Here is a 21376-nt window from a genome sequence, read left to right as displayed (position 1 = left end):
TTACCAACCTTGCTGCTGCAGTACAGCCACAATATCGCTATGGACCTTTGCCATGGGTTGACTGGCATCGACAATCACAATGGCATCATCTTGCTCTGCGAGCGATAAATAGGTATATCTGGCGCGCTCAAAAAAGCTCACCGCTTGTTGTTCTATCCTATCCAACGCGCCACGGTCTGCGGCTCGTTGTAACCCCTGCACAGGATCGATATCCAGATAAATAGTCAAATCGGGTTTAAAGCCCTTTAAAGTGGCTTCACTTACCGAAGATACTAACGGCATTAATCCTCGCCCTCCTCCTTGGTATGCTAAAGAGGACAGATTATGCCTATCGCCTAATACCCACTGCCCATTAGCTAAAGCCGGCTTGATGACATTGGCAATCAGCTGAGCCCTCGCGGCGTAAATCAATAAACACTCAGCCTCATCGCATAAAGGATCACTAGGGTCCGCCACTTTAACGAGGTCGCGAATACGCTCAGCCAGCGGCGTACCGCCGGGCTCACGAGTACAGACTGGAATGGCTCCGGTATGCTGCGCAATAAAGTCTCTGACTAAAGCGATAGCACTCGACTTACCGGCTCCCTCTAATCCTTCAATAACAATAAATTTTGCATGGGTATTGTTCATCGATTTCTCTGGTATTTATCTACAGCCCGATTATGTTCGGCTAATGTTTTAGAAAAGATATGGCTGCCATCGTTTTTCGACACAAAGTAGAGGTAATCTACATCGGCTGGATGAGCTGCGGCGTAAAGCGATGCGCCACTTGGCGCCGCGATAGGCGTTGGTGTTAAGCCATTAATTCGGTATGTGTTATACGGCGTTCGTTCACGTAAGTCTTTGCGAGTAATATTGCCATTAAACCTGTCACCCATGCCGTAAATAACGGTAGGGTCGGTTTGCAAGCGCATATTTTTACGCAGTCGATTAGTAAAGACGGCCGATATTAAAGTGCGCTCACTGGCTTTACCCGTCTCTTTTTCAATAATCGACGCTAAGATCAATAACTCATAAGGCGACGTTAACGGGATCCGAGTGTCTCTTCCTTGCCATGCCTGTTGCAGCTCTTGCTGCATTTTAAGGTAGCTTTGTTCGATAATCTCCTTTATGTCATCGCCAGCGACATAGTGGTAGGTATCGGGATAAAATTTCCCCTCGGGTTGGCCCGACATATCGCCATGCTCAATCAACACCCGATTAAATATTCCGTCTTGCCATTGCACTTTGGGTAATTGCATCAAAATTGCGCGCCACTCTTTTATGGTGAGCCCTTCAACTAGAGTGACACTAAAGACCTTTTCGCGCCCTTGGGTTAATTTTTCCAGCAGGCTAATGACGTTATCCTGCGGCGCTAGCTCATATAACCCTGCGCGGATCTGGGTTAAATCAGGGCGAACCTTGGCCAATACTCTCAGCTTCCAACTGTCTTGTATGACGCCGCGCTGCTCTAAGACTTGTGCCATTTGAATAAAAGACGTGCCTCGCTTGAGCTCAAATTCTTGAGCGGATGTCAGCGTCAGCGGCGTTTGACTGTAACTCATCAACGACTGGTAACCCCAATAGAGGCCAACCGATGCTAAGGTGAGTAACGCAAAGAGTGCAATCATCACTCTACTAATGATTTTTTTCATAATGATAATGTGAGGGCTTGGTTTATTTGAAGGGGCAAGGCACTGGGGGCAAAGCGGCACTGTTCGATACGATTGACCCCAACCACACCAAACAGGCTATTGGACAGTAACACATGATCAAACTGACTTAATTCACTCGGGATAACAGGTCTAATCGCAACATTAAACCCCGCCTCAATAAACCAGTAAATCAGCTGTTCTCGCATCACACCGGCAACGCCCGCTAGGTGCATACTTGGCGTCACTACCTGTTTATCTTTGATTAGAAACAGATTCGCCATCGAAGACTCAATCACTTGCTCTTGAGTGTCGAGCACCAACCAATCATCAAAGCCCTTGTCTAACACTTGGGCTTTAATCAAGACTTGCTCTAAACGATTAAGGTGCTTCATTCCCGCTAAACGAGTTTGCCCGCCTAGGCGCATAGGGCTGAGCTGTAAGGCTATGCCATTCGTCTGCCAGTGACGATAGTGACCTGGCATCGGGTGCACCGACACCACCTCTGTGACCGACACATGTTCAGGTAGCTGATAACCTCGTCCGCCCACGCCGCGGCTGAGCAAAAGTTTAATGCAAAAATCGGTACCTAACTCTTGCTGTTGCTCTATCGCAATTGAACTTAATAAACCAATAAGTTGCGCAGACGCTTGCCAAGGCATACCAAGGCGTTGACTGGTTTGTACTGCGCGGCCTAGGTGCGCATCTAAAAACAGCACGCGTCCTTTTGAACAGCGCATCGTAGCAAAAAGGCCATCACCATAGGCGAGGCCTCTATCAACAGCAGATACGGTATCTTGGCGAACGCCATTGACCCATAATAATGCAGACATTATTGGTCCTGACTGATCCGGCTAGCGACAGTGTCTTGCTGATCTCGGTATTTAGCACTGGCCCGCTTATTATAAGGACGCGCCACTGGTGAGCTAAGCCGCTCAAAGTTTAGCGCGCCAATAGTCATCATTGGACGCAATGCCAAAGGTAGTTTTCCACTGTTGTAAAATTCAAGCACTATCTTACCTTGCCAACCAGGATCGATACGATGCGCTGTCACGTGCACCATTAACCCCAATCGCGCTAACGAAGAGCGTCCATCCAACCAACCAACAATATCAGACGGCAAGGTGACGATTTCATGAGTGATAGCTAATGCCAGTTCTCCCGGGTGAAGGAAAAATGCGCCTCCTTCTGGGATCACAATTTTATCACTCATCACACTATCGAGCGCCGCCTGCATTTCGGCACTTGGGCCACTAAGGTCAATAAAAGGAGCGGTATGATCTTGAAATACGCGAAACTGATCACCAAGCTTAACATCGACGCTCACACCACTAATGGCATCAGCATCGGGACGCGGTTCAATCACAATCGAGCCATCATCTAAGCAAGCTTCAATCTCTAAATCCGTTAAACGCATCTCAACGTCACTCCTACATTAATCTTATTATTTTACTAACAGGTGTTGGATTCTGGTTTTCAATATATCGGTGGCGATACGATTTTTACCGCCTCGAGGCACAATAATATCAGCGTATTGCTTCGACGGATCAATAAATTGCAAAAACATCGGCCTTACCGTTTGAGTGTATTGTTGCATCACAGATTCCATCGTACGCCCGCGCTCTGCAACATCACGGCTTAAACGGCGCATGAAGCAGATATCGAGCGGGGTGTCCATAAACACACTGGCATCCATTTTTTCACGCAATGTGGGATCGGTTAACAGTAATATGCCTTCAAGAATGATCACCTTTTTGGGCGTCATAGTGATGGTCTCAGCCATACGCGTGTGTTCGGTATAACTGTATTTAGGAATATCAACCGCTTGGCCATTTTTAAGCGCTTCAAGGTGTTCACACAATAAAGGGTGATCGAGCGCCTTGGGGTGATCATAATTAGTTAATACCCGCTGCTCCATCGACAGATGGCTCTGGTCTTTGTAATAAGCATCTTCGGCTATCACACCTATTTGATCTGTGCCTAAATCACGGCATAGCTCTTCATAAATGGTCTTAGCGATTAGGCTTTTACCCGACGCTGACGCACCAGCGATACCAATAATGACACATTGCGAATTCATGCTTTTAAACCTTACTCATCATCTGAAATTGAAATTGAAACAACACTCTGCGTTTGGGTTAACGCAAGTTGTGCCCCGACTTTACGGGCAATCGCTAGGTACAGCTGCGCCACTTGTCCTTCACTATCGGCCACTACGGTCGGCACACCATTATCAACATCTTCACGAATATTGAGTTTTAGCGGTAACTGGCCCAGTAATGGCACATTGTAACGCTGCGCCATTTTAGCGCCGCCATCTTGCCCAAAAGGATGCTCTTTATGGCCACATTCGCTGCACATATGGAAGCTCATGTTTTCCACAATACCCAATACTGGAATATTGACTTTTTGGAACATGCTGACGCCTTTCTTCGCATCGGCAAGCGCAATATCTTGTGGCGTTGTCACGATAACCGCACCGCTTACCGGTACTTTTTGCGACAAGGTCAATTGAATATCACCGGTGCCTGGTGGCATATCAATCACCAGATAATCAAGCTCAGGCCATAAGGTTTCATTGAGCAGCTGGGCTAATGCGCCAGCAGCCATAGGGCCACGCCACACTGCGGCTTCATCGCCGCCTAACATAAACCCTATTGATTGAGCTGCGATGCCATGGGCACTCGCCGCCGTCATCATCTTGCCATCGGGTGACACCGGATTAAAATCGGGCACACCGAGCATAATGGGGATGGATGGGCCGTAAATATCGGCATCGAGAATGCCGACTTTGGCGCCTTCGGCAGCAAGTGCCAATGCGAGGTTAACGGCCGTAGTTGATTTACCCACGCCGCCCTTACCTGAGGCAACGGCAATGACTTGCTTAACGTTTGGCAATGGCGCTACAGCACCAGATGCAATCGTTGCAGGTTGGAAATCGATTTCACATTCTACTTCATCGATGGCATCGAGTACCGCTAACTTATTGGTAATGGCCATATGACCGTATCGCGATACTGACTCTGACACGGATAGGGGTAACACAAGCCCAACAATAGGCGTTTACCTTCGATGTCAAGTTTAGTCACACACCCTGCGGTCACTAAACCTTGCTGTAAATTGGGATCTTGATATGCATCTAAAATGGCCAATACTGGCGCGAGAAGATCATCGCTAAGATGATAATGATGAGAAGCTGAAGACAAAACGACTACCCCCTAAAATTAATTTGGCTAAGTGTATCAGAAAATCTGACAATATTCGGATAGATTTAGCTCAGTTAAAGCAGCTTTTGGTGAAACTTAGGTGATGATCGGTTAGTATCTATGCCATTCTTTTGGGCACTTACTGATTTTGAGACAAGATGGCAACTTCACAACGTAAAATTCTCGTGACCAGCGCACTTCCGTACGCTAACGGACCTATCCATTTAGGCCACATGCTGGAATATATTCAAACCGATATTTGGGCACGCTTCCAAAAGCTGCGTGGTCACGAATGTCACTATATTTGTGCCGATGATGCCCACGGCACTCCGATTATGTTGAAGGCGCAGCAATTAGGGTTAGCTCCTGAAGAGATGATTGCTCAGGTGCAAAAAGAGCATGAGCAAGATTTTGCCGACTTTAATATCGCATTTGATAATTTTCACAGCACACATAGCGATGAAAACCGCGCATTAGCCAGCGATATTTACCTTAAACTGCGCGATGGGGGTTACATCAAGTCGCGCACTATTTCGCAGCTTTTCGATCCTGAAAAATCGATGTTCCTACCCGACCGTTTTGTGAAAGGCACTTGCCCTAAATGTAAATCTGTCGATCAATACGGTGATAACTGCGACAGCTGTGGTGCTACTTATAGCCCGACCGATTTAATCGACCCTAAATCGGCGGTATCGGGTGCGACCCCAGTAATGAAAGACAGTGAGCACTTCTTTTTTGACCTGCCAGCATTTGAAGAGATGTTAAAAGAGTGGACTCGATCCGGTTCTCTACAACAAGAGATGGCCAACAAGCTTGGTGAATGGTTCGACCAAGGTCTGCAACAGTGGGATATCAGCCGTGATGCCCCCTACTTTGGTTTCGAGATCCCCGATGCGCCAGGTAAGTTTTTCTACGTGTGGCTAGATGCGCCTATCGGCTATATGGGTTCATTTAAAAACCTGTGTGACAAACGTGACGACCTTAACTTTGATGATTTCTGGGCTAAAGACTCTACCGCAGAGGTGTATCACTTTATCGGTAAAGATATTGTCTACTTCCACAGCCTATTTTGGCCAGCGATGTTAGAAGGTGCGGGTTACCGTAAACCTAACAGCGTCTATGCTCATGGTTATGTCACAGTCAATGGCGCCAAAATGTCTAAATCAAAGGGCACCTTTATTAAGGCGCGCACCTATTTAGACAACTTGAACCCTGAATACCTACGTTATTACTATGCCGCGAAGCTCAGCAGCCGGATTGATGATTTAGACCTTAACCTAGAAGATTTCGCCCAGCGGGTGAACTCTGATCTTGTGGGTAAATTAGTCAACTTAGCATCACGCACCGCAGGCTTCATTAGCAAACGTTTTGACGGCAAATTAGCCCAAGTGGAAGATCAATCACTCACTGAGCTCTTCTTGGCTAAGCAAGAAACCATTGCCCAGTTCTACGAAACCCGTGAATTTGGCAAAGCGATGCGCGAAATCATGGCGCTGGCAGACATCGCCAATGGCTATGTCGCCGATGCAGCCCCTTGGCAATTGATCAAGCAAGACGATAAACAGCAAGAAGCGCATCAGGTTTGTAGCAATGCATTGAACCTGTTCCGCATCCTAGTGACTTATCTAAAACCCGTGTTACCGCAACTGGCAAAGGATGTTGAAGGCTTCTTGCAGCTCACGCTGACATGGGATGACCTAGGCCGTGACCTCTCTGGGCATGAAATTGCTCCGTTTAAGGCGCTAATGCAACGTGTTGAGATGAAAGATATCGAAGCGATCATCGAAGCATCGACCGAAAATTTGCAGGTGACTGAAGCGCCTAAGAGTCAGCTAGAGCTTGACCCGATTAGCGAAGAGATAAGCTTCGACGATTTTGCTAAGCTTGATTTGCGTATTGCCCGTATCGCAAAAGCGGAACATGTTCCTGAAGCCAACAAATTACTCAAACTGCAACTTGATCTGGGCGGCGAAACCAAGCAAGTGTTCGCTGGCATTAAATCAGCTTATGCCCCCGAAGATCTTGAAGGTAAACTGACCGTAATGGTGGCTAACTTAGCACCGCGTAAGATGCGCTTTGGCATGTCTGAAGGCATGGTGCTAGCGGCAGGTCCAGGTAAAAAAGATTTATGGATCTTAGAGCCTCACGAAGGCGCACAACCTGGCATGCGAGTGAAGTAAATCCACTGTGCTAACCTAGCTACACTCATAAACACATAATAAAAAGGCCGCTTAGCGGCCTTTTTTGTGACTCAAACTCTTGCAACAAGGCTAACTTGCAACCGCGATAATTTGCAGCACGAGTAAAACTACACTGGATTGGTGATATCCACAAAATGATGAGTTAGCTCAAACTCACTGGCCAAATGCTCGCCCAAGGCTTTAATACCAAAACGTTCAGTGGCATGATGGCCCGCGGCAAAATAGTGGATCCCAAGTTCTTGCGCGCTATGATACGTACGCTCAGACACTTCGCCGCTAATAAAGGCATCCATTCCCTGCTCTGCAGCAATATCGATATAATCCTGAGCACCACCACTGCACCACGCTACATGATGAATGGGTTTATCCTTATCCCCCAGATGTAATGGCTGACGCTGTAATACACCGCCAAGCAAGGTAGAAAAGTCATTAACCGACATCGGATTATCCAAACGCCCCTGCCAGACTAAACCTTGGGCAACGCCCTCAATCGACTCTGCATCGACAATGCCCAATGCCCTGCCCAACTCGGCGTTATTCCCCAGCATCGGATGGCCATCAAGTGGTAAGTGATATCCGTATAAATTGATGTCATTTTTTATCAATGCCTTAATGCGTCGATATTTCATGCCCGTTATCACCTCGCTCTCGCCTTTCCAGAAAAAGCCGTGGTGAACCAATATGGCATCCGCATTAAGTTCTATGGCGCGATCGATCAAGGCTTGGCACGCCGTCACGCCAGTCACTATGGTATTGATCTGCGCCTTACCTTCTACCTGTAAGCCATTTGGCGCATAATCTTTATAATTGGATACCTGCAAAAACTCATTAAGGTATCGCGTCAGTTCTAAGCGCGTCATTAAAACTCCTTATCAATTGAATATATGGATAGCCAAAGTCTGGTGAACCCACTATTTGGACATTCTACTTAACAGATTTCGCCTGCCATTATTGCGCTTAGTTTAGCCATATCTGCGCCGCAGTTCATAGAAATCGGTCGAATCTTGGTGAAAATTGGACTTTTTAACCGTTTAAACGATAAAATTACCGCAAACCTTCAATTACACATTAAAAAATAGGTTAAGACTATGTCAAAGTTGACTAAAGAAGAGGTGATTAGCGCGCTGGAATCTGCGCTAAGCAAAACGCAAGGTCATGCGGTTTCTATTGAGCAAAAAGGAAGCTGGTATAAGATCGATGGCGGAAAATCTCTTCGTTTTAGCGAGCTTGAAGCAATGCTAGCAGAGCAAGGCGACAACACTCCGGTGCAAGCTGCTGTAAAAAAAGAAAAAACCAAAACCGTTGCCAAAAAGACAGCGCCAGCTAAAACAGCAAACGCAGCGTCAGACAGTTCAGCCAATGGTATGACCCCTAAAGCGTTATGGCGTGCTAAGTTAGCCGGTAAAGGCCAATTACCACGCGGGTTTTAGTTTTTCTCGCGACCACCAACTCGCGACCATAAACACAAAAAAGGAGCCTTGAGCTCCTTTTTTGTTACCAAGCTTTAACCACCCTACTGGGCAATATCGACTCTCACGCCGCCCTGTAAATAGACAACGCGCACTTCATCATCGACGTTAAACACCATACCGGGATCAAAATCTTGCAACACCATCACCTGCTCGCCATCTTCGAAGGTGATCATCAGCTCAACCAATTTGAGCTGTTGGTAATCATCGCGCTGATAACGATTACCGGCTCTGGCACCAATTAACGCTCCAAGCACAGTGGCAACATCTTGCCCCGAGCCACCACCAAACTGATGCCCAATCACCCCGCCTAATAAGGCTCCGCCAAAGGTCTTCCATCCTTGATTACGATCGCTGATTAACTGGGTTTGGGTAATGTTACGTACCGAATAGACATGGCCATAAACCACTTTCTCTACTGGCACCGCTTTATTGCGCTCATAGCCCGCATTAGCGCAAGGCGATAGCACAACAGGAGACAAGCTGAACAATGCTAAACAAACTATACGAAAGAAGCTCAACTGAGGTTTCAACATAACTGTTTTTCCGCTAACTTATAGAGAGACGCTTACTTAATTTTACTCAATTGTGAACTCACTGTCCTATTTAAATCATGAACTCGTCAAGTTCCCCTCGCCAGAGCACGCATTGACTGACCCCAATGGACTATTGGCCATTGGGGGCGACCTGCAGCCGCAGCGATTACTCAATGCCTATTATGAGGGGATTTTTCCTTGGTTTAACGAAAATGATCCTATTTTATGGTGGTCACCCGATCCTCGCGCAGTATTTGTCCCCGGCAGCATGAAAGTCAGCCGACGCTTAATTCGTGATATCAAAAAGCGTGACTGGCAGTTCAGCGTCAACCTCGCGTTTAAGCAAGTGATCCATTATTGCGCTCAAACCCGAATGGAAAACGAAGGCACCTGGATCACTGCAGACATAGAGCAGGCCTATACTCGCTTACATACTCAAGGTAAAGCTCATTCAATTGAGGTCTGGGATCAGGGCAGCTTGATCGGCGGCTTGTATGGCTTGGCTATCGGCCAAGTCTTTTGTGGCGAGTCGATGTTTCATCTGCAAAGCAATGCTTCCAAGGCGGGTATGATGATGTTACATCAACACCTTTTAGCCCACCAGTTTAAGCTCATCGACGCCCAAGTTGTCAACCCTCACTTGATGTCACTTGGTGCTAAAGCTCTCAAACGCAGTGATTTTATCAACTTATTAACACGCTTTCGGGATGCCGAAGTCGACCCACTTACTTGGCAACCGAGACAGGTGCACCTTGACCTCTAAATCCGATACGATTCAAGTGGGGCTGACCAATACATTTGCCTGCAGTTATTTACCTGAGCGGCAAGAGCAATTAATGGTGCTGCAAGAAGATCGCTTTAATATCGACCTATTTGAGCAACTGCTTGGACTGGGATTTCGCCGCAGTGGCGATACTTTGTATAAACCCCACTGCCCACATTGCTCAGCCTGCATGCCAATTCGCGTTCCAGTTAAATTGTTTTCCCTATCGAGACGGCAAAAACGCACCCTTAAAAATAACCGCGATCTCAGTTGGTCAATCGTCACCACTACCACTGACGAACACTACCAGCTATATCACGATTACATAGCGCAGCGCCACAGCGACGGCCCCATGTACCCGCCTTCGAGGGAGCAATATCATCACTTTATTCATTGCGCTTGGCATCAGCCATTATTGATTGAGCTGCGCCATGAACGCAAGCTGATCGGCGTTGCGGTCACCGATGCCCTGCCCAACAGCCTATCGGCAATTTACAGTTTTTTCTCCCCCGATGAAGATAAACGTTCAATGGGGGCCCTAATGATCTTAATTCAATGCCGCCTGGCGAAGTTAATGAATAAAGAGTTTGTCTATTTAGGTTATCAAATAGATGAATCACGTAAGATGAATTATAAAAAAGCTTACCGACCCTACGAAATATTGACCCCAAGCGGTTGGCAACAAAGTGAGACTTGCCATAAGGAACCATAAAATAGTGGCCCTTTGTTATTTACTAGGATAACGAAGCACCTCTTTACAGCAGAGCGATTTTGCGGCATGATACGCCCGTTTTTAATATTTGAAGGCTAACAGGATAACTGATTAATGGCGAAAGAAGACAACATTGAAATGCAGGGCACTATTCTTGAAACCTTGCCAAATACAATGTTTCGAGTAGAGCTAGAGAATGGTCACGTAGTAACGGCCCATATCTCAGGCAAAATGCGTAAAAACTACATTCGTATTCTTACGGGTGACAAGGTCACAGTTCAGCTGACCCCTTATGATTTGAGCAAAGGGCGCATCGTCTTCCGTTCACGCTAAAGTTAGCTAACGAGTTATTAAAAGCCGGCAAAGCCGGTTTTTTGGTTTACTAGATTTAGTTTCATATTGTAGTTTTTACACAACTAAAGTCAGTGGACTCTGCATTATCTATGCATATTTTACCGAACGATAGATAGCAAAAAGGCTGCAATTGCAGCCTTTTTTAATGGGTGATAAATCCATTTTAGTGGGTCACTTTTTCCAGTCGTTCCACCTCAATAGTCAACTTATCACCATCGACATCTACCCGAGCAGTACCGCCCTTCTCTAGCTGGCCGAATAATATTTCATCGGCAAGTGGTCGCTTGATAAGTTCTGTAACGACACGTGCCATTGGGCGTGCCCCCATCGATTTATCATAACCTTTTTCGGCGAGTAAGGTCCTGGCTTCATCGCTTACTTCCAGTGTGACGGCTTTATCATCTAACTGAGCTTGCAGTTCAACCAAGAACTTATCGACCACTTTGGCGATAACTGTCATATCTAAGTGATTAAACCAGATGATCTCATCTAAGCGGTTTCTAAACTCAGGCGAGAACACACGGTTGATTTCTGACAGTGCATCTTGGCTATGATCTTGCTGTTTAAAGCCGATGGACTTACGCACCGTCTCCTGCACACCGGCGTTGGTGGTCATCACCAAGGTCACATGCCTAAAATCGGCTTTGCGGCCATTGTTATCGGTTAGGGTGCCGTGATCCATCACCTGTAACAGCAAGTTATAGACATCGGGATGCGCTTTTTCTATCTCATCAAGCAAAACTACGCAGTGAGGGTTTTTAATCACAGCATCAGTTAACAAGCCGCCTTGATCATAGCCCACGTATCCTGGAGGCGCACCGATGAGGCGCGATACAGTATGGCTTTCCATATATTCCGACATATCAAAGCGCACTAGGTTAAGCCCTAAACATGCCGCAAGTTGACTGGTCACCTCGGTTTTACCCACCCCGGTCGGGCCAGCAAACAAGAAGCTACCAACAGGTTTACCTTCGCCACTAAGACCACTTCGAGACAGGCGGATAGCAGCACTCAGGGCTTCAATGGCCTTGTCTTGACCAAACACCACCATCTTCAGGTTGCGTTCAAGGTTCTTGAGCATATCCTTGTCTGTGGCCGATACGGACTTCTCAGGGATACGTGCAATTTTAGCGATGATCGCCTCAATCTCACTTTGACCTATGGTTTTTTTACGTTTGCTGGCAGGCAACATCGCCATTCTGGCGCCCGCTTCATCGATCACATCAATGGCTTTATCGGGTAGGTGTCTGTCGTTAATGTGCTTATCAGACAAACGCGCCGCCACACTCAGCGCCGCTAAAGTATAGCGCACCCCATGATGCTCTTCATATTTAGACTTAAGCCCTTGCAAAATCTTAGTGGTTTCTGCCACTGAAGGCTCATTAATATCCACTTTTTGGAAACGTCTAGCCAGCGCGCGATCTTTCTCAAAAATACTCTGATATTCTTGAAACGTGGTTGATCCCATACAACGTAAGTTACCGCTCGAGAGCAGAGGTTTAAGTAAGTTAGAGGCATCCATCACGCCGCCTGACGCGGCGCCGGCACCTATGATGGTATGAATTTCATCGATAAACAAAATCGCATGTTCATCTTGCGTCAGCTCTTTTAGCAATCCTTTGAATCGCTTTTCGAAATCACCACGATATTTTGTGCCCGCCAGCAGCGCGCCTAAATCGAGCGAGTACACCGTCGCATTCGCCATCACCTCTGGCACCTGCTCATTGACGATACGGTAAGCTAACCCTTCAGCAATCGCCGTTTTACCAACGCCCGCCTCGCCAACCAATAACGGGTTATTTTTACGGCGACGACATAGAATCTGAATCGAGCGCTCTATCTCTTCGGTACGCCCAATCAGGGGATCGATATTACCTTTGCGAGCTTCTTCGTTAAGATTGGTGGTAAATTGCGCTAACTTACTGCGCTCTTCTGCTTCTGCATGTTCTGCTGCCTGCTCAGGCTCTTGTGCGCTGTCCATATCATCTCTACCGACCCCATGAGAGATGTAATTAACCACATCTAAGCGGGTAACTTCGCTGTTGCGCAGCAGATAAACGGCTTGTGACTCTTGCTCACTAAAGATGGCCACCAGCACATTGGCACCAGTAACTTCATTGCGACCAGATGATTGCACATGAAACACCGCACGCTGCAGTACGCGCTGAAAACCAAGCGTAGGTTGAGTTTCTCGCTCATCAGCAGGATCGGAGATGACCGGCGTGGTTTGTTCGATGAAGCTAGACACTTCTTCTCTGAGTTTATCGAGGTTGGCGCCACAGGCCAGTAAAGCCTCTTGTGCAGCCGGATTATCGATTAAAGCCAGTAGCAGATGCTCTACGGTCATATATTCGTGACGTGCGTCTCTGGCTTGTTGAAAAGCCAGGTTCAGTGTCACCTCAAGATCTTTATTTAGCATAAGCACCCCCTAAATTAATCACACACTTCGAGATTCAGGCTTTCTCTAATGAACACAGTAACGGATGTTGGTTTTGTCTTGCAAACTGATTTACTTGTGCAACCTTAGTTTCTGCAATACCAAACGGAAAAATGCCACATATTCCCTTACCTTGGTGATGTATCGCTAACATGATATCTGTGGCTTCTTGTTCGTTCTTTTTAAAAAAGAGCTGTAATACCTCAATCACAAAATCCATTGGGGTGTAATCATCATTATTTAAAATCACTTTATACATTGAAGGCGGTGCAATCTCTGCTTCGACACGCTCTTCAATGTGTTCGATATTTCCTGCTTTACCCATCTTTAAATATTAGCCTCTAGTTTTGGCTTCTACCAAATGTTGATATTTTACTTTCAATCACCATAACAGTCATCCGACCAATAGCCCAGTCGTTCGCAGTTTTTGCCAAATTGTTACTTTATTGTTAATTTAACCTTGACATCCGCTTTTACTGGTTACATTCTGTTCATTGAGCGGTGAATTCTCCCCGCATCATTAGTTTTACTATCTAACTGGTCAGTAAACAACAGAAGGAAGTGGAAGTATGGCAAACGGAACTGTTAAATGGTTCAACAACGCCAAAGGATTCGGGTTTATCTGCCCTGAAGCTGGTGGTGAAGACGTTTTCGCACACTATTCTACCATCGAAATGGAAGGCTATCGAACTCTAAAAGCAGGCCAACCAGTCCAATTCGAGGTAGAACAAGGGCCAAAAGGGATGCACGCATCGGCGATATCACCGACTAAATAAGCGGTTGATAAAAACAAAAAAGGCAGGAATATCCTGCCTTTTTTATTGGCCAATTTGGGCGACAAAAAGGGAAGCCTACAGGCTTCCCTTCGATCACCACTGTGACCGTCTTAGCTTAATAAACTATTTAAAGTCGCACTTGGGCGCATGGCGGCTTCAGCCTTGGCAGCATCTAAGCGGTAATAGCCGCCTAAATCCACTGGCGCGCCTTGAGCCGCATTTAACTCGGCAACAATTTTAGCTTCGTTGTCGCTTAATGCTTGAGCCAATGGAGTAAAGTAAGCCTTAATTTCAGCATCGTTATCTTGAGTTGCTAACGCCTTAGCCCAATACAGCGCAAGATAGAAATGGCTGCCACGGTTATCTAACTCACCAACACGGCGTGAAGGCGAGCGATTTTCATCTAAGAATTGACCGATAGCAATATCGAGTGCATCGGCTAACACTTGCGCCTTAGGGTTATTGTAGTTCTGGCTTAGGTGCTCTAATGATGCTGCTAATGCCAAAAACTCGCCTAATGAGTCCCAGCGCAGATGACCCTCTTTTTCGACCTGTTGCACATGCTTAGGCGCACTACCGCCCGCGCCCGTCTCAAACAGTCCACCGCCGCTCATAAGCGGTACGATAGATAACATCTTAGCGCTGGTGCCAAGTTCTAAAATGGGGAACAGATCGGTGAGGTAATCACGCAGTACGTTACCCGTCACCGAGATGGTATCTAGGCCAGCTTTAATACGTTTGAGTGAAAAACGGGTCGCTTCAATAGGCGACATAATGTGGATATCAAGCCCATCGGTATCATGTTCAGCAAGATATTTGTTCACCTTAGCAATAAGCTGCGCATCATGGGCACGCTCAGCGTCCAACCAAAATACCGCAGGAGTCGCTGATAAACGGGCACGGTTAACAGCCAGTTTCACCCAATCGCGAATAGGCGCATCTTTAACCTGACACATTCTCCACACATCACCGGCTTCAACTGTATGCGCCAGTAATACATGACCGTCGGTATCAATCACCTTAACCACACCATCGGCTTGGATTTCGAAAGTTTTATCGTGGCTACCATACTCTTCAGCTTTTTGAGCCATCAAGCCAACATTCGGGACACTGCCCATAGTGGTAGGATCGAATGCGCCATGTTCTTTACAAAATTGAATGGTCTCTTGATACACGCCAGCGTAACAACGATCTGGGATCAGCGCCTTGGTATCTTTAAGCTTGCCATCGGGGCCCCACATTTGACCAGATGAACGAATAGCAGCAGGCATAGATGCATCGATAATCACATCACTTGGCACATGTAAGTTAGTAATACCACGATCAGAATCAACCATAGCCAATGCTGGACGCTGGGCATAAATTGCGGCGATATCTGCCTCTATTTCAGCTTGTTTTTCAGCTGGGAGTGTCGCGATTTTGGCATACACATCACCAAAACCGTTATTCACATCAACCCCAATCTCTTCAAACAGCTCACCGTATTTAGCAAACAGCTCTTTGTAGTAAACCTTGACTGCATGACCGAATAAAATTGGATCAGACACTTTCATCATGGTGGCTTTGAGGTGCAATGATAGAAGTACGTCTTCTTCTTTTGCCGCCTCAATTTCACGTTCAAGATAAGTGACCAATGCTTTCTTGTTCATGGTTGACGCATCAACCACTTCACCAGCCTGCAAGGCTAAACCTGACTTAAGAACCTTGTGCGAGCCATCGGCACCTTCAAACACGATATCCACAGAAGTAGCAGCTTCAAGGGTCACCGACTGCTCTGTACCATAAAAATCGCCCCCCTCCATATGGGCAACGTGTGACTTAGAGTCACGGCTCCATGCGCCCATTGAATGAGGATTTTTCTTGGCATAATTTTTGACCGATGTGGGTGCGCGGCGATCTGAGTTGCCTTCACGTAGCACAGGGTTTACGGCACTGCCCTTAATTTTGTCGTAGCGGGTTTTGATGTCGACTTCGGTGTCGTTTTTAGGTTCATCAGGGTAATTAGGTAAAGCGTAGCCTTTATCTTGTAGCTCTTTGATACAGGCTTTTAACTGCGGGATCGAGGCACTGATGTTAGGCAATTTAATGATATTGGCTTCAGGCTTAGTGGCTAATTCACCCAGCTCGGCTAACGCATCGGCTATCTGTTGCTCAGGCGTCAAATAATCAGAGAAGTTAGCAATGATACGGCCAGATAATGAAATATCACGGGTTTCAACACCGACACCCGCCGCAGCGGTAAAGTTTTTAATAATAGGTAGTAGAGATAAGGTGGCTAACGCCGGGGCTTCATCGGTCTCGGTATAGATAATCGTTGGATTGTCGTTCATGTTATGTCCTACGTTTGGGTAAAATAAAGCATTAATGAATCAAGTAACTGTTCTATTACTATTTTCTATCTTTTTATCATATGACGAGCATCAAACTCATCAAGAATGCGCAGATAATCTAGGTGGAGGAGTCAATCTACTTAACCACTTAAACCCCTATGGAGCATGGGCTTTCAAGGCAAGCCAAATCAATGCAACATCACTAGAGCCTATCTCTCAAAAACCACCTACGTTTTGCTATCGATCACATTTTAATGGCCGACATCATAAATCATTCACCGCAATATTCAAATTCCACTAATGGCGAATGCACAGTACAATGTCACGAATCGAATACACTACGCCAGAAGTTTTCCTTGTGAGTTCATCAAAGCCAGTAAAAGCCAAACCTTATTCACGTCGCGGCCAATCAGCGCCATCAAAAACCAAGATGGCAGCGGATAAATCAGCGGCTATCTCTCAATTTAAAAGAGCCAAAAAGCCCAGTAAGCCGCGGGCAGAAAACCCAGTTATCGTGCTGTTTAATAAGCCTTTCGACGTATTGTGCCAGTTTACAGATGAGCAAGGCCGCCAAACCCTCAAAGATTTTATTCCCATAAAAGAGGTCTACGCCGCAGGTCGATTAGATAGAGACAGTGAAGGGCTATTGTTACTGACTAATGACGGCAAACTGCAGGCGAGCATCACCGAGCCTAAAAAGCAAACTTACAAAACCTATTGGGTGCAAGTAGAAGGTGCCCCTACCGCTGAGGCATTACAAGCACTGCGTCAAGGGGTGGAATTAAAAGATGGCTTTACCCTACCCGCTAAGGTTGAAGTTATGACTGCGCCAGATGTCTGGCCTCGGCATCCCCCCATTAGAGAGCGGCAAAACATCCCGACGACTTGGCTCAGTATTGAGATCTGCGAGGGGCGTAATCGGCAAGTCAGGCGCATGACTGCCCATGTAGGCTTCCCGACACTCAGATTAATTCGTTATAAAATAGGCCAATGGAGCCTAGATGGGATTGCTAACGGTGAATATAAAATACTGCCACAAACCTAAGTCTGTTGATAGCCACTAAAGGACTGCAATGCATCGCTATAAACCTAATGTCACCGTTGCCTGCATCATAAAGTGCAAGGATAAGTATTTGATGGTCGAAGAGTCTATCGATGGCCAGCTGCGATACAACCAACCGGCTGGCCACCTTGAAGCTCATGAAAGCCTGCTCGAAGCTTGCCAACGAGAGGTACAAGAGGAAACCGGGCTCAATATTACCCCCGCAATCTTTAATTGGGGTTTATCAATTGCAGGCAAATCCTGAACTCGCCTTCCTGCGTTTTACCTATTTCTGCCAACTCGATAGCCAACGTACGCCGCATCCACAAGATAGCGCCATCAACCGCGCCTTATGGCTGAGCCTCGCAGAGATCCAAGCCCTTAATCACCAGCTGCGCAGCCCATTAGTGCTCCAATGTATTGAAGATCAGCTACAGGGAAAACAATTTTCGACTGACGTGGTTAATTGTCAGTTTCTCTAGTTAGCTACCACGCATAATGCGTGATAGAATATGCCCCCGCATATACGGCGTTAAGCGTGCGTTGGTGGCTCCTGATCTGTTATTTATCAAGATGCAGTTGAGCGCAACGACACTCGGCAGCAGAGCTGCATTAACTGTGGCGCCGTAGCAACACAATTTTTAAACGGTTTTTAGGATCTATGGCACTAATCGAACCCAATCCAAACGCAAAAAAAGTCATCGTCGGCATGTCTGGTGGTGTTGATTCATCTGTTTCAGCTTATTTGCTGCTTAAACAGGGCTATCAAGTTGAAGGCCTGTTTATGAAAAACTGGGAAGAGGACGATACCGACGAGTATTGCGCCGCCGCCGATGACCTAAAAGATGCACAAGCTGTATGCGATAAGCTGGGTATCACCCTGCATACCGTTAACTTTGCAGCCGAATATTGGGACAATGTTTTTGAGTATTTTTTAGCCGAATATAAAGCTGGCCGTACTCCAAACCCAGATATCATGTGCAATAAAGAGATTAAATTCAAAGCGTTTTTAGAATTCGCCGATGAAATTTTAGACGCCGACTATATCGCCATGGGGCACTATGTGCGCCGCAGCGATGCCTCTGGCCAAAGCCAAATGCTACGTGGTGTCGACAGCAATAAAGATCAAAGCTACTTCCTCTACACCTTAAGCCATGAGCAAATTGCTCGCTCGCTGTTCCCAGTCGGTGAGCTGCAAAAAAGTGAAGTACGCGACATCGCTAAAGAGATGGGGCTTATCACCCATGATAAAAAAGACAGCACTGGCATCTGCTTTATTGGCGAGCGCAAATTTACCGACTTCTTGCAAACCTTCCTACCGGCACAGCCCGGTAAAATCGAGACCGCTGAAGGTGAAGTGATTGGCGAGCACCAAGGCTTGATGTACCACACCTTAGGCCAGCGTAAAGGCTTGGGCATTGGCGGCATGAAAAACAGTGGCGACGACCCTTGGTATGTGGTTGATAAAGATCTCGAGCGTAATGTGTTAATTGTCGGTCAAGGCGGTCAACACCCAAGATTGATGTCGGTTGGCTTCTATGCCGATCAGCTGCATTGGGTTGATAGAAAAGGCCCACAAGATGGTGCCAAGATCACCGTCAAAACCCGCTATCGTCAGCACGACGTCGCTTGCACCCTCACCTATGAAGGTGAAGATCGCATTAAAGTGATTTTTGATGAACCCGTTGCTGCAGTTACCCCAGGTCAGTCGGCCGTATTTTATGACGGTGAAGTCTGCCTCGGCGGCGGTATCATAGATTCGTTAATAAGAGAGTAAAACGTGAGTGAGCCTATTTTCGATCGGACCATGGCTTTTGCCGGCATTTTGCAAGCCATTTCGCTAGTTCAGCGAGTGGCTCGCCATGGTCAAGCAGACAATGACGCCATCGCGGCCAGCCTTAATAGTATTTTGGTCACCAATCCTGACAGTACTAGTGAGGTCTATGCCGATAAAGTGGCTCTCAACCAAGGCTATCAGTTGATCCTCAATCAACTGGGTGATGACAAGCAAAAAGATGTCGAGATCACCCGTTATTTAATCGGCATTTTGGCCCTTGAGCGCAAACTGGCACGCTCATCGAATGCCATGGGCATGCTGGCTGAGCGCATCAATCAGGTGCACCGCCAGCTACACCACTTTTCGATAACAGACGATCAAGTGATTGGTAACTTTGCCGGTATTTATAGCGATATTATCAGTGATTTGGGGCCAAAAATTCAGATCTCCGGCAATCCCGAGTTTCTGAAACAGCCACTGGTTCAGCAAAAAATTCGCGCCCTACTGCTCGCCGCCATTCGCAGCGCAGTATTATGGCGCCAACTGGGAGGCAAGCGCAGACACCTTGTCTTCTCACGTAAAGCAATAGTTGATACAGCAAAGAAAAGCCTCACCCTATAAATAATAAGCTAAGTTCATTAAAGGAGCTTCTAATGGAACTTTCCGCACTAACTGCTATCTCTCCGGTAGACGGTCGTTATGGTAGTAAAACCGCCTCATTACGAGGGATTTTCAGCGAGTACGGCCTGACCAAATACCGTGTTCAAGTCGAAATAAACTGGCTAAAGCTGCTTTCTAGCTGTCCAGAAATTGAAGAAGTTCCACCTTTTAGCGAAGCGGCATTAGCACTGCTCGATCAAATCAAAGATAACTTCAGTGAAGAGGACGCCCTGCGTGTCAAGGCCATTGAAGCCACCACCAACCATGACGTCAAAGCGGTTGAGTACTTTATCAAAGAGAAAATCGCCGATAACGCCGAATTAGTCGCTATCGATGAGTTTGTACACTTTGCCTGTACCTCTGAAGATATTAACAATCTGTCTCATGGTTTAATGTTAACCGATGCTCGCGAGCAGGTGCTTGTACCTTACTGTCAGCAAATCGTTGATAGCATCAAAAAGCTAGCAGCTGAATATCGCTCAGTCCCATTGATGTCACGTACCCACGGTCAACCTGCGTCACCTTCGACTCTGGGGAAAGAGATGGCTAACGTTGCCGTACGTCTTGAACGCCAACTTAAACAAATTCAAGCCGTTGAGATCATGGGTAAAATCAATGGCGCTGTGGGTAACTATAACGCCCACCTATCGGCTTACCCCGAAGTGGATTGGCACACACTGTCACAGCGCTTTGTGACCAGCCTTGGTCTTAACTGGAACCCATACACCACCCAGATTGAGCCACACGATTATATCGCTGAACTGTTCGATGCTGTTGCGCGTTTCAACACGGTACTGATTGACTTTGACCGCGACATTTGGGGTTATATTGCCTTAGGTCACTTTAAGCAAAAAACTATTGCTGGCGAAATTGGTTCATCAACCATGCCGCATAAAGTTAACCCTATCGACTTTGAAAACTCAGAGGGTAACTTAGGTATTGCTAATGCAATTATGCAGCACTTAGCAGCAAAGCTACCGGTATCAAGATGGCAACGTGATCTGACGGACTCTACGGTTCTGCGTAACCTAGGTGTCGGCATGGCGCATGCGCTGATTGCTTACCAAGCAACCTTAAAAGGGATCAGCAAGCTTGAAGTTAACGAAACGCACCTGCGTGACGAGCTTAATCAAAACTGGGAAGTACTAGCAGAGCCGGTACAAACCGTGATGCGTCGCTACGGTATCGAAAAGCCATACGAAAAGCTCAAAGAGCTAACCCGTGGTAAACGTATCGATGGCGAGCAACTTGCACAATTTATCGATAATCTCGAGCTACCAGCAGACGTTAAAGTTGAGCTGAAAAAAATGACGCCAGCTAACTACATTGGCCGCGCCGAAGCCTTTGTCGACGAACTAAAGTAAGCGACTAACATTAGCGTTTATAAAGGCGGTAGGCTAATGCTTACCGCCTTTATTGTTTTAAGCCCTTTCGATGCCAAATAGTCGCTATACTGCACTGTTATTGAATAGGCTTTTTTGA

The 21376-nt window shown here is 46.7% G+C and carries 20 protein-coding genes and 2 pseudogenes; 11 read left to right on the top strand and 11 right to left on the bottom strand.

Annotation, left to right across the window (positions count from 1 at the left end):
• The 6 genes and pseudogenes from tmk to apbC all read right to left on the bottom strand — a co-directional run bounded on the left by tmk (position 1) and on the right by apbC (position 4837).
• The gene (tmk, locus tag AC5YBZ_RS06985) at positions 1-630 is read right to left on the bottom strand and encodes a dTMP kinase (protein WP_494519442.1); all 630 of its coding nucleotides are present in this window, start codon (positions 628-630) and stop codon (positions 1-3) included.
• A complete protein-coding gene (gene mltG / locus AC5YBZ_RS06980) occupies positions 627-1634 on the bottom strand; it encodes an endolytic transglycosylase MltG (RefSeq protein WP_494543601.1) in 1008 nt (335 codons plus the stop codon). Before mltG ends, tmk begins: the two co-directional genes overlap by 4 nt.
• The gene (gene pabC, locus AC5YBZ_RS06975; protein ID WP_494519444.1) at positions 1631-2464 is read right to left on the bottom strand and encodes an aminodeoxychorismate lyase; all 834 of its coding nucleotides are present in this window, start codon (positions 2462-2464) and stop codon (positions 1631-1633) included. The genes mltG and pabC overlap by 4 nt, the downstream gene beginning before the upstream one ends.
• Positions 2464-3048: a dCTP deaminase gene (gene dcd, locus AC5YBZ_RS06970; RefSeq protein ID WP_475516507.1), complete on the bottom strand. Its 585-nt coding sequence runs from the start codon at positions 3046-3048 to the stop codon at positions 2464-2466. The genes pabC and dcd overlap by 1 nt, the downstream gene beginning before the upstream one ends.
• Before the next feature lie 27 nt (positions 3049-3075).
• Positions 3076-3711, bottom strand: coding sequence for a uridine kinase (udk, locus tag AC5YBZ_RS06965; RefSeq protein ID WP_494519445.1), 636 nt, complete (start codon positions 3709-3711; stop codon positions 3076-3078).
• Between the two features lie 11 nt (positions 3712-3722).
• Positions 3723-4837: pseudogene (apbC, locus tag AC5YBZ_RS06960) on the bottom strand (iron-sulfur cluster carrier protein ApbC).
• A 158-nt stretch (positions 4838-4995) separates the two neighbouring features.
• Between apbC and metG the strand changes: the two are divergent.
• The gene (metG, locus tag AC5YBZ_RS06955; RefSeq protein ID WP_494519447.1) at positions 4996-7017 is read left to right on the top strand and encodes a methionine--tRNA ligase; all 2022 of its coding nucleotides are present in this window, start codon (positions 4996-4998) and stop codon (positions 7015-7017) included.
• A 128-nt stretch (positions 7018-7145) separates the two neighbouring features.
• Here metG and AC5YBZ_RS06950 read toward each other — a convergent pair whose 3' ends face one another.
• Positions 7146-7898 (bottom strand): Nif3-like dinuclear metal center hexameric protein, encoded by a 753-nt coding sequence (locus AC5YBZ_RS06950; protein WP_475516504.1) that lies wholly within the window; start codon positions 7896-7898, stop codon positions 7146-7148.
• Between the two features lie 228 nt (positions 7899-8126).
• Here AC5YBZ_RS06950 and AC5YBZ_RS06945 point away from each other — a divergent pair, with 228 nt between their 5' ends.
• Positions 8127-8468: a hypothetical protein gene (locus AC5YBZ_RS06945; protein WP_494519448.1), complete on the top strand. Its 342-nt coding sequence runs from the start codon at positions 8127-8129 to the stop codon at positions 8466-8468.
• An 83-nt stretch (positions 8469-8551) separates the two neighbouring features.
• Here AC5YBZ_RS06945 and AC5YBZ_RS06940 read toward each other — a convergent pair whose 3' ends face one another.
• A complete protein-coding gene (locus AC5YBZ_RS06940; protein ID WP_494519449.1) occupies positions 8552-9043 on the bottom strand; it encodes an outer membrane lipoprotein in 492 nt (163 codons plus the stop codon).
• Between the two features lie 52 nt (positions 9044-9095).
• Between AC5YBZ_RS06940 and aat the strand changes: the two genes are divergently transcribed.
• The 3 genes from aat to infA all read left to right on the top strand — a co-directional run bounded on the left by aat (position 9096) and on the right by infA (position 10851).
• Positions 9096-9806: a leucyl/phenylalanyl-tRNA--protein transferase gene (gene aat / locus AC5YBZ_RS06935; RefSeq protein ID WP_494519450.1), complete on the top strand. Its 711-nt coding sequence runs from the start codon at positions 9096-9098 to the stop codon at positions 9804-9806.
• Positions 9796-10518 (top strand): arginyltransferase, encoded by a 723-nt coding sequence (locus tag AC5YBZ_RS06930; protein ID WP_494519451.1) that lies wholly within the window; start codon positions 9796-9798, stop codon positions 10516-10518. Before aat ends, AC5YBZ_RS06930 begins: the two co-directional genes overlap by 11 nt.
• 114 nt (positions 10519-10632) lie before the next feature.
• Entirely contained in the window at positions 10633-10851 is a 219-nt protein-coding gene (gene infA / locus AC5YBZ_RS06925; RefSeq protein WP_005500725.1) for a translation initiation factor IF-1, read from the top strand.
• 184 nt (positions 10852-11035) lie between these two features.
• Here infA and clpA read toward each other — a convergent pair whose 3' ends face one another.
• Both clpA and clpS read right to left on the bottom strand, forming a co-directional pair.
• The gene (gene clpA / locus AC5YBZ_RS06920; protein WP_494519452.1) at positions 11036-13291 is read right to left on the bottom strand and encodes an ATP-dependent Clp protease ATP-binding subunit ClpA; all 2256 of its coding nucleotides are present in this window, start codon (positions 13289-13291) and stop codon (positions 11036-11038) included.
• 34 nt (positions 13292-13325) lie between these two features.
• Positions 13326-13634, bottom strand: coding sequence for an ATP-dependent Clp protease adapter ClpS (gene clpS / locus AC5YBZ_RS06915; protein ID WP_494519453.1), 309 nt, complete (start codon positions 13632-13634; stop codon positions 13326-13328).
• Positions 13635-13878: 244 nt separating this feature from the next.
• Here clpS and cspD point away from each other — a divergent pair, with 244 nt between their 5' ends.
• Positions 13879-14085 (top strand): cold shock domain-containing protein CspD, encoded by a 207-nt coding sequence (cspD, locus tag AC5YBZ_RS06910; RefSeq protein ID WP_028764803.1) that lies wholly within the window; start codon positions 13879-13881, stop codon positions 14083-14085.
• Between the two features lie 110 nt (positions 14086-14195).
• On the opposite strand, the gene AC5YBZ_RS06905 is transcribed toward cspD, so the two are convergent.
• The gene (locus AC5YBZ_RS06905) at positions 14196-16415 is read right to left on the bottom strand and encodes an NADP-dependent isocitrate dehydrogenase (protein WP_494519454.1); all 2220 of its coding nucleotides are present in this window, start codon (positions 16413-16415) and stop codon (positions 14196-14198) included.
• Between the two features lie 430 nt (positions 16416-16845).
• On the opposite strand from AC5YBZ_RS06905, the gene AC5YBZ_RS06900 reads away from it, so the two are divergent.
• The 5 genes and pseudogenes from AC5YBZ_RS06900 to purB all read left to right on the top strand — a co-directional run bounded on the left by AC5YBZ_RS06900 (position 16846) and on the right by purB (position 21258).
• The gene (locus AC5YBZ_RS06900) at positions 16846-17460 is read left to right on the top strand and encodes an rRNA large subunit pseudouridine synthase E (RefSeq protein WP_494521637.1); all 615 of its coding nucleotides are present in this window, start codon (positions 16846-16848) and stop codon (positions 17458-17460) included.
• A 28-nt stretch (positions 17461-17488) separates the two neighbouring features.
• Positions 17489-17939: pseudogene (locus tag AC5YBZ_RS06895) on the top strand (NUDIX hydrolase).
• A gap of 179 nt (positions 17940-18118) precedes the next feature.
• Complete coding sequence (gene mnmA / locus AC5YBZ_RS06890) at positions 18119-19234, top strand: tRNA 2-thiouridine(34) synthase MnmA (protein ID WP_494519456.1); 1116 nt, start codon at positions 18119-18121, stop codon at positions 19232-19234.
• 3 nt (positions 19235-19237) lie between these two features.
• A complete protein-coding gene (gene hflD / locus AC5YBZ_RS06885) occupies positions 19238-19855 on the top strand; it encodes a high frequency lysogenization protein HflD (protein ID WP_119978965.1) in 618 nt (205 codons plus the stop codon).
• Between the two features lie 32 nt (positions 19856-19887).
• Positions 19888-21258: an adenylosuccinate lyase gene (gene purB, locus AC5YBZ_RS06880; protein WP_494519457.1), complete on the top strand. Its 1371-nt coding sequence runs from the start codon at positions 19888-19890 to the stop codon at positions 21256-21258.
• Positions 21259-21376: the final 118 nt, after the last annotated feature.

It is taken from the genome of Shewanella sp. 553 (assembly GCF_059338375.1).
The sequence above is the reverse complement of the archived record's forward strand: the minus strand, read 5'-3'. Positions and strand labels throughout refer to the sequence as shown.

Coding starts and splice junctions, on each gene's coding strand:
- tmk (WP_494519442.1), bottom strand. CDS start 630: ATGAACAATACCCATGCAAAATTTATTGTTATTGAAGGATTAGAGGGA.
- mltG (WP_494543601.1), bottom strand. CDS start 1,634: ATGAAAAAAATCATTAGTAGAGTGATGATTGCACTCTTTGCGTTACTC.
- pabC (WP_494519444.1), bottom strand. CDS start 2,464: ATGTCTGCATTATTATGGGTCAATGGCGTTCGCCAAGATACCGTATCT.
- dcd (WP_475516507.1), bottom strand. CDS start 3,048: ATGCGTTTAACGGATTTAGAGATTGAAGCTTGCTTAGATGATGGCTCG.
- udk (WP_494519445.1), bottom strand. CDS start 3,711: ATGAATTCGCAATGTGTCATTATTGGTATCGCTGGTGCGTCAGCGTCG.
- metG (WP_494519447.1), top strand. CDS start 4,996: ATGGCAACTTCACAACGTAAAATTCTCGTGACCAGCGCACTTCCGTAC.
- AC5YBZ_RS06950 (WP_475516504.1), bottom strand. CDS start 7,898: ATGACGCGCTTAGAACTGACGCGATACCTTAATGAGTTTTTGCAGGTA.
- AC5YBZ_RS06945 (WP_494519448.1), top strand. CDS start 8,127: ATGTCAAAGTTGACTAAAGAAGAGGTGATTAGCGCGCTGGAATCTGCG.
- AC5YBZ_RS06940 (WP_494519449.1), bottom strand. CDS start 9,043: ATGTTGAAACCTCAGTTGAGCTTCTTTCGTATAGTTTGTTTAGCATTG.
- infA (WP_005500725.1), top strand. CDS start 10,633: ATGGCGAAAGAAGACAACATTGAAATGCAGGGCACTATTCTTGAAACC.
- clpA (WP_494519452.1), bottom strand. CDS start 13,291: ATGCTAAATAAAGATCTTGAGGTGACACTGAACCTGGCTTTTCAACAA.
- clpS (WP_494519453.1), bottom strand. CDS start 13,634: ATGGGTAAAGCAGGAAATATCGAACACATTGAAGAGCGTGTCGAAGCA.
- cspD (WP_028764803.1), top strand. CDS start 13,879: ATGGCAAACGGAACTGTTAAATGGTTCAACAACGCCAAAGGATTCGGG.
- AC5YBZ_RS06905 (WP_494519454.1), bottom strand. CDS start 16,415: ATGAACGACAATCCAACGATTATCTATACCGAGACCGATGAAGCCCCG.
- AC5YBZ_RS06900 (WP_494521637.1), top strand. CDS start 16,846: ATGGCAGCGGATAAATCAGCGGCTATCTCTCAATTTAAAAGAGCCAAA.
- mnmA (WP_494519456.1), top strand. CDS start 18,119: ATGGCACTAATCGAACCCAATCCAAACGCAAAAAAAGTCATCGTCGGC.
- purB (WP_494519457.1), top strand. CDS start 19,888: ATGGAACTTTCCGCACTAACTGCTATCTCTCCGGTAGACGGTCGTTAT.